The organism is Pseudomonadota bacterium (assembly GCA_039028935.1).
GTDB lineage: Bacteria > Pseudomonadota > Gammaproteobacteria > Steroidobacterales > SZUA-146 > SZUA-146.
Window position 1 is genome coordinate 1 of sequence record JBCCHD010000040.1, and the last position, 11,448, is coordinate 11,448.

The window sequence follows — 11,448 nt, forward strand, 5'->3', positions numbered from 1 at the left end:
CACGTTGATCAATGACGTAAGAGCCGACGTGTTCCACTACATCGAGAGGCTTCACAACCCCAGACGGCGACGAAGACTTGAAATGCAGAAACTGGAAGAAATATCCTTAACCAAACCGTCCGCTTTATCGGGGTAGAACCCGACTGAGTCAGGCATTCGATCGGACATGAGTGGGTCACCTGATCAAAAGGCGCTTATCGCATGGGTTCTTCATGGAGCCATTGCGATTCGAGCAGGGAGGCATTGAAGTGAGAATCAGCAAAGTCATCGACGTTTACACAATGCACGTGATTTCAGGTGCGGCTGTGCTTTTCGTGTGTTTGACGCTGATCGCCGTGCCAGATCAAGCGCACGAAAAGGCAGCCAGAATAGCTGAGTCATCACGTACTGTTTGTGGTGTCAATACGTCGGGGGAAAGTCGCCTCGGGTCGCAGCCAAAGGTGCCGGGTGCGAAAGCGTATAGCCAGGCCCGACGATATCATTATGGTGATGGTGTCGATAAGGACATGGTAGAGGCGCTGCGGTACTACGAACAATCCGCATCGGAAGGGTACCTTCCCGCTAAGACGGCCCTCGGCTGGATCTATCTCGATGGCATCGGTGTCGATGTTGATCTCGATAAAGCGGTGCAATGGATTTTTCCGGCGGCCGAGGCTGGCGACGCTGAGGCGCAGTTCTATCGTGGGTTTATGCACCATCAGGGACGTGGCGTCGAGAAAGACGCGCTGGAAGGAGAGGCGTGGTATCTCCGCGCGATTGCGCAAGATTATATTCATGCGATGCACTGGCTTGCGGAGCTGTATCGGACTGACCGTAACGACACAGACACTGCCCGGTTCTTTCACGAGGCCGCGGCGGTGCTCGGGCATCGGCGTTCGATGTTTATTCTTGGCGTGATGTTCCAGGACGGGCTGGGCGTTGAGGTGCACCGCGAAACGGCCATGTATTGGTTTGAGCATGCCGCGAAGTTGGGCGATGCCGATGCGCAGTTTAATCTTGCTGTGAACCATCAGTGGCACGGTGACACCGAAGAGGACGATAGACAGGCACTCTACTGGTACCTGCAGGCCGCGAAGCAAAAGCATGCGCTGGCGATGAGCAATATCGCGCAGCTGTATTTTGATGGCGATATTGTCGAGCGGGACTTTGTCAAGGCGCGTAAATGGTTCCTTCAGGCGGCGGAGCAGGGCCTGGTCGTAGCCATGGACAAGCTCGGCATTATTTTTCGTGACGGTAATGGCGTTGAGAAAGACCACAACACGGCGCTGGAGTGGATGTTCAAAGGCGTCGAACAAGAATCCTCGCTGTCGATCTATAACGTCGGCATGATGCACTACACCGGCTGGGGCGTACCGCAAGACTTCGAGATTGCCAAAGAGTGGGTGACACGCGCCGCAAACCTCGGGAATGCTGAAGCTCAGGCGATGCTGGGCGAGTTTAATCGGGTGGACAAACACTACGAAAGAAACTACGAACAGGCCTTTTATTGGCATCAAAAGGCGGCAGCGCAAGGGCAGGGCGCGTCCATAATCAATCTTGGGGTGTTGTATGAGAACGGGCTCGGCATTGAGAAGAGCCTTGAGCAAGCAGTCAGCCTTTACACACAAAGCGCGGAACTCGGCTGGGCGCAGGCGCAGTACAATATGTGCAGCCTGCATCTGGAAGGGCGAGGCGTCAAACAGGATTTTGATAAGAGCATTAAGTTTTGCCGACAAGCTGCCGAACAGGGCCATGCCGCGGCTCAACTCAACCTCGCCTACCATTATTACTCAGGCAAGGGAGTCGATGCAGACGTTACGGCTGCCTTTGCCTGGTACCAAAAAGCCGCTCTTCAGGGCATCGTGGAAGCGCAACTGACGCTGGCGAGAATGTATTCCGCCGGCGAGGGTGTTGCGGTTAATCTCGCACAGGCTCGGCTTTGGCTGCAGGCGGCGGCGGATAACGGCAGCGAATATGCCCAGCAGAATCTGAATATGTTCGATGACTTTAATTAGGACGTCTGCTGATTGAACGCGCGTTGATAGGTCTTTGAATGCCGTGTCTCTGTTGTCGTTTTTGTCAGTCTTCTTGTCCAAAAGATCCTACGCATTAAGGTTGAATCGACCAGTCAATCGGCTCAATGCTGTGTTGTTCAAGGTACACATTACACTGAGAGAAGTGTTTGCATCCTAGAAAGCCGCGATGCGCCGACAGTGGCGACGGATGCGGTGCCGTAAAGATGGCGTGTTTACTGCGATCGATCGTCTGCCCTTTTTTCTGTGCGTAGCTTCCCCACAGCATAAACACGAGGTGCTCTCGATGCTGATTGAGCTGCGCGATCAGTTGGTCGGTAAAGCGCTCCCAGCCTTTATCCCGATGGCTGGCCGCTTGCGCGCGACGCACTGTGAGTACGCTGTTAAGAAGCAAAACACCTTGATCGGCCCAGTCCAGTAAATTGCCGTGAGTGGGTTGGGGCAGGCCCAGGTCCGTTTCGATTTCTTTATAAATGTTAATCAGCGAAGGCGGGATGCGTTCGCCCTTCGGAACAGAAAACGACAGGCCGTGGGCCTGGTTAGGTCCGTGATACGGATCTTGTCCCAAGATCACCACCTTTACTTTATTGAACGGCGTGTGGTTTAACGCGGCGAAGATGTCTTTGCCGCGTGGGTAGATGACCTGGCCGCTCGCTTTTTCCTGGCGCAAAAAGGCGCTGAGCTGTTGCATGTAGGGCTGCTCAAACTCGCTTTTCAGGTGCTGCAGCCAGCTGTCGTCGAGTTGTATCTCACGGTTGCTCATAGTTGGGTTAGTGCTCATTGGGTGTGTGCAGTACGACACCCACCTCGAGGTGCGGCGTAGTTGGAAACTGATCAAATGCCGCGGCCCGGGTAACCGTGTGGCGGCTGATTCCCTGTAAATCGCGTAGGTTTTCCACCAGCGTTTGCGGGTTGCAGGAAATGTAGACGATTCGATCGAACTGACTGACTAACCGTAGCGTGCGAGCATCCAGTCCGGAACGGGGTGGGTCGACAAAAACCGTGTCAAAACGATAGGCCTCCAGATCGATGTCTTTGAGTCGGCGAAAAGGCCTGACTTTTGTGTGTGCTTCGACGAATTCTTCGCTGGAGAGCCGCGCAATGACCACGTTGTCGATGTGATTTAGGGCAAGATTGTAGTGCGCAGAGCGCACCGAGACTTTGGAGATTTCCGTGGCGAGCACGCGACGGAAATTCTGTGCCAGTGGCAGCGTAAAGTTACCGTTGCCGCAATAGAGCTCAAGCAGATCATGCGCCTGGCTGTCGCGGGTGTGGGTGACCGCCCACTCAATCATTTTCTCACAGATGAGCGCGTTGGGTTGCGTAAAGCTGTTTTCGACTTGCTGATAGCGGTAGGTGTCGCCATGGATCGTCAATGACTCGGTGACAAAGTCCTGGTGTAGAACGCGCCGCTGTTTGCGCGCTCGCCCAATAATAAAGCAATCCAATTCGTTGCCCAGTGCCGTGGCGAGTACGTCCCACTGTTCATCGAGTTGCCGGTGATAGATGAGGCTGATCAATAACTCGTTGGTGAGCGTCGACAGAAACTCAACCTGGAACAGCCGCTTTTTGAGCTCGGGTGTTTGATTAATCCGCTCAATCAATCGCGGCATGGCGTCATTGATTCGCCGAGACGCGGGCGCAAACTCCTCGATGGTGTAGACCCGCTTGTCACGGGGATCGTGCATGGCGTAGGCGCAGGTGTCACCGTCATGCCAGATGCGAAACTCCGCTCGCATGCGGTACTGCGTCGCGGGCGACGTGAACGTATCGACGTGTTGCGTCACGGCCTCCGACACGCCGACGGCGGTGAGTTGGTCACGAAACCGGCTGAGTTTGTGCGCGAAGTCGATTTGGTCAGAAGCGTGGGTCAAGGCAAACACTGTCACGTGGAAAACCAAATGATAGCGCACAATCACGGATGTCGTGTCGGTTTGTCTTTGGCGGACCGAACGTCTGCTCCGGCAGTGCATCCCGTCTCCAGGACGCGTTACCCTCAAGCAAGGTCTTTGTATGGCGAATCACCGAGAGGCTGCGATGCGTGTCAATGACCACCGGCGTCGCCACGCGTCGATTCCCGAACCCTGTCAGCACCGGTGACGCAGGCACGGTGTACCGGTCCTAGCGCGCTGTCCCAAGCCGGAGGTGGGTTAACGCCATCCTCCGCCGGCGACGGCGACTGTTCTCGGTCGCCTATGCGCGCACAGGTTTAGCGACGTTTCAGCTCGTCGATGGTTGCCGCTTGTTCGTTCAGCTGTTCGGTCAATGCCGTGATCTGCGCTTGCTGTTGTTTCATGCCCTCAACCAACACCGGGATCAAGCCCATGTAGGCGACGGTCTGCATGCCCGACTGGTCGTCTTCTTTGACCAACTGCGGTAGCACTTTAGCCACATCCTGGGCAACAAAGCCCATCTGATCGCGCTGGATGGCCGCTTCTGTTCCGGCGCGTTGATCGTCCGGGCCGTAGACGGGTGATAAGTCCAAATGGTAGGACACGCCGTCAAGCTGCAGTATTTTATCGAGAGCGTTCTCAATGGGTTCGATATTCGACTTAAGCCGTCGATCTGAATACGCCAGAAAGTTGACCAGTGATTCGGCGAAATAGAGCACGCTGTACAGGCGATCAAGCGATTTGTCGGCTCTGCCGAGAATGGCCACGCCGGGGTTTTCAGGTACCAAGGCCGGCGCGCCGGATAAATGAGTAAACAGCAAACCACCGAGTCCCGCGGCACCGTTTTCGATACGCAGCTGACCGGTGACTTCCAGCGCGCTGTCGGAAAACACGCCAGAACCATTAATTTGTACCTCACCGCCCTCGGCATTCAGCGAGAGTGTTGAGGCACTGCCATTGAATCGCGCCATGATCTCGTTGTTGTCAATCGCCACATTGGCACCTGAATCCTGACCCAGCGTCAAGAACGCGCCACCGCTTGGCGCCACATCGGTACCGTCACCGATATGCAAAGTTGTCGAAGGGTTGATCATTTGCAGTCCCATCCGGCGGTTTTGGTCCACCACGACGGCGGCATTAGACGACACTGTGGTGGGCGACAAGACGAACTTGCCCGGGCCCGCGCTCCACGCGTCGGCGCTCGAGCCGAAATACCATTCGCTGCCACCGGCGGTGTTGTTGTCGAGCTGAAATTGCCAGTTGCTCTCTTCAATGCGCACATGCGCATCATTGGGAGTGGCGGCCGGACTGTTCGAAGAGAGAATGCTCTTGCCCAACACACGCATGCCGTTGGATGGTCCGGCAATAAGTTGACCCACCGATACGCTGCCGTTTCTGTGTGCCATTAACCGAGTTGTTCCGTCAATGCGCACACGCAAACCGTCCTCCCCGGTGTCCGCATCAACCTGAAGCTTCGCCTCTGGCGCGGTTAAGCCGATACCCACACTGTAGTCGCTCACGGACAGGAGCCCATTCGTCGCATTCTCGTTCCAGGCCGGCGTATCGTCGAACTCACAGTCAATACTGCCGTCCGGTTGAATGGCGCGAATGGCTGATCCAGGCAAGCAGCTTGCAAGTAGCAATGGCTGCAGTCCAGTGATATCGGATTCGATCTGGTTGATGTTGGTTTCGATGAGCTGCACCGTTGTATTGGTTGCGTCCAGACTGCTGTTTAATTGGGTATTACTGGACTGAAGCGCGTCCACCGCATTATCCAGCGTCGTGATCGATTGCGAGATACCGTTGACATTTTGCTCAAGGTCGAGAAAGTCCGTATTAAACGCGCTTAGTGAAAGAGTCACGTCTGCGGCGAATTGGTCGACGATCGTCTCGAACGAAGTGAACTCTGCGTCGAGTGCACTGAGTTCATCGGATTGATCCAGGTCGCTGGCGCTGAGTCCATTGAGTGTCTGTGCATCGTCCGCTCGGTTGGCGCGATAGGTGTAGGGCGCAGACGAAAACGCCACGCGCGGCGTCATTTCGCTGTCTGTGCCAACGCGGATGCCAAGATACACGTCGGTGTCGAATAAGCCGGCGGGGAATGGGTTCAGCGCTGATCCCAGATCAACGGAAAACAAACCCTGACTCGGCACGACAAGCTGCGATTCGGACCATACCGGTGTGCCACCCGACTCAACCGTATACAGCACAAACTCGACGGTAACCGGGTCGAGCTGCGCTTGCCCATCATTACCGGTTAGGTAGCCTTGGTAGCTGATGCTCTGGTTCGATTGTGCCGTCGCGATCGACCCATAGGCGATCAGGGCGAACAGGCAGAGCACAGATACTAGGGCGTTTCGAGTTGGGTACATGGATCACTCCTTCACATACAGCAGGTTGGGAGGCGCTTGCGCCGCCGATGTGGAGGCATACTGGCGCACTGAAGGGGATCGCGCACTCCCCTGTTTAGGGGATGGTCCGGTGCGGTGGGGCTGCCTAGACTAACGCTCCATCTACTGCACAACTGGTTAGTCAGGGGAGACACGCTCAATGAAATACGCCGTATGCCTATTCAGTTTACTGATCGTGGTGGGGCCGCCCGATACGAAGGCGCAGTCGCCGCAAAGTGAGCAGTTTCAAATCAAGTGGTCGGTGGTGGACGCGGGCGGCGCGGCGACGTCGTCGGCCAACTATTTCTTGGAGGGATCGGTGGGGCAGAGTGCGTTGGCGCGTTCGCAGAGCCCAAGCTATACCATCAATGCGGGATTTTTTGCGGCACCCGATAGTGACGATGATTGGGTGCGCGACTTTATGGACAATTGCCTGTTTGACCCCAATCAGAATCAACTTGACTCGGATGGCGACACGTATGGCAATCGGTGCGATGCCGACCTGGATAACAGCGGCGTGGCCAATTTTGTGGATTACGTCATTTTAACAAACGCGTTTCTGGCTGACAGCAGCGCGCCAAACTGGAATCCGGATGCCGATTTTAATGGCGATGGCATCATCAACTTTATCGATATCGCTCAGTTTCAGTTTTTCTTTTTGCAAGCGCCCGGGCCAAGCGGTATCACTCAGTGATCGGCAGAAAGAACTGACAAGATATCGAGCCTCGGGGTGACAGCACTCAGCGCGTCATGGCATCGCGCGTAACGATTGACCACGACCCCCGGCCTATTGACACAGCGAAAAGACGGGTGAGTGCGTATATAATGAAGACACATTTCACAACCTCTGCGGTCATCATGGACACAGCGCGGGTAATGATCATTGAAGACGACGGGCCAACCCGGGCGCGCTTGGTCGACGAGGTGACGGCCACCGATGGACTTGAGCTGTCAGCGAGCGTCGACAGTTGTGCGGCGGCCCGTCAGCACCTGGCCTCACACGAGTCGCCGGATGTCATGCTCGTTGATCTGGGCTTGCCAGACGGTAGCGGCATCGACCTGATCAAAGAATCTCGCACCTTGACGCCGTTGCCGGAGGTCATGGTAATCAGCGTGTTTGGCGATGAAAAACACCTGATTTCGGCTATCGAAGCGGGTGCAACAGGGTATTTGTTAAAAGATGCCGACAATGTCGCGGAGTCGATCCAGCAGTTGGTGAAGGGGGGCTCGCCAATCAGCTCGTCTTTGGCGCGTCACCTGCTTAAACGATTTCGGCCCGACACCGTGCACACGGCGACAGACTCGGCCGAGATGCCGCAATTGACACCACGAGAAACACAGGTACTGCAGCTCATAGCGAAAGGGTTCACCTTTGCGGAGATTGCCGATACGCTCGAGTTGTCTATCCATACAATCAGCTCGCATGTCAAAAACACGTATCGCAAACTGGAAGTCCGATCGCGCAGCGAGGCGGTGTTTGAGGCCGTTCAACGTGGCATTGTCGATCTTTAGCATCGTGCCAGCACGCCCGTCTGCTCGCGCTGGATCAACAGAATGCCAATGCGGCAGCATCTAATTTGAGCCAGCGCAATCGTATTATTTTAGCGCTACTGCTCTGTGCACTGCTCTATGTCGCGGCCGTTGCCATATTGATGTCAAAAAGGCCAACCAGCGCGCCCGCATCGATCGATTCTATTTCGTTTTTCAACGCAAAAACCGGACTCATCGAGTCGGTCACGAGTGAGGCCAAACTCAATGATCGCTATGGTGCCTGTGCGGACTGTCGCTCTTTTTATTATCGTATGACGTCGGTGATTGACGGAGAGTCCGATTTTGCTATCTACTCGCCGTATTCTCTTCACACGATCCGTTTTGAGGTGAATGGAAAGACGCTGGTTCCTCAACGCGCGGCATCCAGCCCCACGGGTTCTCAACTTTATCCGATTCCGAACGAATGGCTGCCGAATACGGCCAATCGCACCTTGTCATTTGGCGCCCACAGCGCTCAACCTTTTACCGCTCCGATTTACATTGACTCCGCACAGTTGCTCAGCAACTACGATTATCTCCAAACATGGCGCCATCAACTCGCACCTGATTTTGCCACGCTCGTGGCGGTTATCGTGGGGTTACTTATGGGTGCGCTGTGGCTCCAGCAAAATGACAAGCCTGAATTTGGCTACTTAGCGATGACGTCACTGGGCTGGTCGATCTACCATTTTGTGGGCTCGTCCTCACCGTTAGACATGCTATCCGAGTGGGCGGTTACAGCGGCGGTGCTGATGTCGACGATCGTCTTCAGTTCACTTTTCTTGTTTCAGCTCAGTCGCTCAGATTTTAGCCAGCATCACGCGGGCAGTGGGGCCGTGTGGCGTCACTCGGGCGGATGGTTGATGCCGCTTGCGAGCCTGGTCGGGCTGATTACACTGGCACTCATAGTGATGGGCTATCACCAGTCGGTGTCACTGTCCACCTCGGTCGGCGTGTTGTTATGGGCACTAAGCCTGCTAATGCTGCGTGAGAGCGTTGCGTGCTTTTGGTACGGCTCACGACCGCGTTGGTACATCATTCCGCTGATGGTTTTGACCTTATTGAGCGCCCACGATGGTCTGGCGCTGCTTATTCAGTCGGAGCGTGTGCAAGTTGGCGCGCTCCATTTCGCGGTTCCCATCTTCTTAGCCTCATTTGCTTGGAAACTTTTGTCTAACTACATCGATCGATTGAGTTTTGCGCAGGCGCGCAATCGTGAATTGGATTTGGCTGTTCGAGAAAAAACCGCTCAACTAGAGCAGCAATATCAACAGATGCAGGCGCTGGAGAGCGAACGACTTCTCGCACGTGAACGCGAGCGCATTATGCGTGATATGCATGACGGCGTTGGCGGACAGCTGGTGTCCGCTATGGCCTTGCTCACGCGAGACACCACCTCGCCTCAACTGGTTAGCGAGGCACTAAAAGAAGCGCTCACCGATATGCGTTTGATGATCGATTCGCTCGAACCCATCGATAATGACCTCAATGCGGTGCTGGCGATGTTCCGCGACCGCATGAATCCAGGGCTGGCTGCAGCGAATGTGACGCTAAAATGGAGCGTCTCCGATTTGCCGACCTGCTCGCAGTTGGGGCCAGCCGGTGTGCTGGCTATTTTGCGAATTCTGCAGGAGAGCACGACCAACGCTATAAAGCACGCACGGGCAAGTGCGATTGAGCTTGCAGCAACGTACACGGAAGATCATATTTCCATTCAGGTCATTGATGACGGCATCGGTTTTGACGTCGACACCGTCCGTCGCGGGCACGGGATCAAAAACATGGCCAAACGGGCGAGCGACTTTGGTATACAACACGAGCTGATCAGTCGTGACGGCAAGGGGACTGAAGTACGTTTACTTATTCCTCGTTGATACGGGCGCAAAAGGCATCGGGTTGATCGCCCAAACACACGTCCGGTGGCCCCAGTTTCTGCCAGAGTTCTACGTAGCCTAAACGTCGAGCAATGTCGATAAATCGCGGATCACTGCGAAACGCCTTCGTGTAATCGTCCCACATCCACAGGCTCCAGGTTTTGAAGCGTTGTTGGATCAGCTGGTCGGCGGCTTGGTAGGCTCGATCGATTTCACCAAGCAGGATGTACTCAACGTAGAATAAATCGAACCAAACGGCCGACTCTTCGTCAACGTTCGTCATGGCCGATATCGCCTGGCTCGTTTTCTCAGGCTGTGTATACGCGACTAAAAACGCGGACACCCAGTCATCGCTGATACCGAGTGGTTGGATGGCTGCCCGGTATAACGTTTCGGCTTCGTCGATGCGGCCGAGATAAAATAGGTACTGGGCTTCGTAGTAGTCCCCCAACTCACCGCCAAATCGAGAGGACAGGCGAGCATGTTCAATCATAGGTTCGTAGTCGCCGAGCATTAGGTAGGCACGAGCCAATTCGGAATGCGCCGTGGCGGATAGTGGGTCGGCACGGGTAAGGCCTTGTGCTTGCTCCAGGCAGCGGCGCAAATAACCGGCTTTACACAGATCGGTCATGAATGCCCGATCGTATTGATAGGTGATGGGCTCAATCTGCTGCGCTTGACGAAATAGGGAATAGGCCTCCAGTGCGCGATGGCTGAGTGACGCCTCGCGTGACTTTAATCGATAGGTGAGTGCGCTTTCACGATTGAGTGAAAGATAGTCGTTGACCACGCGGTCGATCATTTGGTTGTAGGTTTTGGTCTGGCCAGCGTCAACCCATGTCATGCGTTGAAGTGCGCCAATTTTTTCACTGTAGGCACGGTCGAAGTTCGGATCGATCCCAATTGCCTGATCAAAAAAGCTCAAACCTTCCAACACATCGTCCATGTTATAGCGTTCTGCCAAGTATTTACCGCGCAGAAACGCATCCAAGGCTTGAGGGGTCGGCGTATCTTGTTCTTCATTTTTGCGCGAATCGGGAACGAGCGTTTCTAGGGTTCGCGCCGCAATCGATTGAACAGTGATCGCGAGCGATTCGACGCTCGTTGGCCAACGTTCTGTCCACAGCGACGTCATGGCGTCCGTTGCCGCGATCAACTCCATTTCGATCGCCAGGCCGTGGGCGTTGCGCCGATAGCGGCCGCGAAGGAGATGAGTGGCATCGAGTAACTGCGCCGCGGTGGGTAAAGGCAATTGTTGTTGTAAGACCGTATCAATCGACTGTCGTCCCACCAGTTCTACGCCCGGTATCCCCAGCAGCTGATTGTGGACTTCAAACGCGAGGCCCTCAGCGAGGTACGACTCCTCGGCGTTGGAATCGCTCTGTGGCACCAGTATCGCTATACGAGGCATTCGCTCTTGTTGAGCGTTTTCAAGGGTGCGGTTGAGCGACGTATCGAGACGGTTGACCAAACGGGAGGGATTGGCACCGTCTACGTTAGCCGGACCAGACGTTGTTACGTTAACTCGATTGTAGGCAAGCAGCGCAGAAACCAACAGCAACGGCAGGATCACCAGGGCGGCGACGAACTGATTGCTGCGCGACGCTCCCCATTGCGACGTGCAGGTTTTAGTGCGTTTGTTCATCGGCGTTAGTCTAGTGCATTCGCCTCGCACTCACCACACGAGCCGCGCGGTGAGTGACGTGGAACGGGCAATCGTTACATGATATCGGTGAGCGGTAACGGGGCG

8 protein-coding genes are annotated in these 11,448 nt (G+C 55.2%); 4 read left to right on the plus strand and 4 right to left on the minus strand.

Features of this window, described 5'->3' with window-relative positions:
• The first annotated feature begins 212 nt into the window (after positions 1-212).
• On the plus strand, positions 213-1,994 hold the full coding sequence (locus AAF465_14715) for a tetratricopeptide repeat protein (GenBank protein ID MEM7083978.1): 1,782 nt from the start codon (positions 213-215) through the stop codon (positions 1,992-1,994).
• Between the two features lie 94 nt (positions 1,995-2,088).
• Here AAF465_14715 and ung read toward each other — a convergent pair whose 3' ends face one another.
• The 3 genes from ung to AAF465_14730 all read right to left on the minus strand — a co-directional run bounded on the left by ung (position 2,089) and on the right by AAF465_14730 (position 6,276).
• On the minus strand, positions 2,089-2,775 hold the full coding sequence (ung, locus tag AAF465_14720) for a uracil-DNA glycosylase (protein MEM7083979.1): 687 nt from the start codon (positions 2,773-2,775) through the stop codon (positions 2,089-2,091).
• A gap of 7 nt (positions 2,776-2,782) precedes the next feature.
• Entirely contained in the window at positions 2,783-3,901 is a 1,119-nt protein-coding gene (gene trmA, locus AAF465_14725; protein ID MEM7083980.1) for a tRNA (uridine(54)-C5)-methyltransferase TrmA, read from the minus strand.
• 320 nt (positions 3,902-4,221) lie between these two features.
• Positions 4,222-6,276: a tail fiber domain-containing protein gene (locus tag AAF465_14730; protein ID MEM7083981.1), complete on the minus strand. Its 2,055-nt coding sequence runs from the start codon at positions 6,274-6,276 to the stop codon at positions 4,222-4,224.
• A gap of 178 nt (positions 6,277-6,454) precedes the next feature.
• Here AAF465_14730 and AAF465_14735 point away from each other — a divergent pair, with 178 nt between their 5' ends.
• The 3 genes from AAF465_14735 to AAF465_14745 all read left to right on the plus strand — a co-directional run bounded on the left by AAF465_14735 (position 6,455) and on the right by AAF465_14745 (position 9,698).
• Entirely contained in the window at positions 6,455-6,988 is a 534-nt protein-coding gene (locus AAF465_14735) for a dockerin type I domain-containing protein (protein ID MEM7083982.1), read from the plus strand.
• Positions 6,989-7,119: 131 nt separating this feature from the next.
• A complete protein-coding gene (locus AAF465_14740; protein ID MEM7083983.1) occupies positions 7,120-7,806 on the plus strand; it encodes a response regulator transcription factor in 687 nt (228 codons plus the stop codon).
• 65 nt (positions 7,807-7,871) lie between these two features.
• A complete protein-coding gene (locus AAF465_14745; GenBank protein MEM7083984.1) occupies positions 7,872-9,698 on the plus strand; it encodes an ATP-binding protein in 1,827 nt (608 codons plus the stop codon).
• Here the strand turns inward: AAF465_14745 and AAF465_14750 are convergent.
• On the minus strand, positions 9,685-11,343 hold the full coding sequence (locus AAF465_14750; GenBank protein MEM7083985.1) for a hypothetical protein: 1,659 nt from the start codon (positions 11,341-11,343) through the stop codon (positions 9,685-9,687). The genes AAF465_14745 and AAF465_14750 overlap by 14 nt on opposite strands.
• Positions 11,344-11,448: the final 105 nt, after the last annotated feature.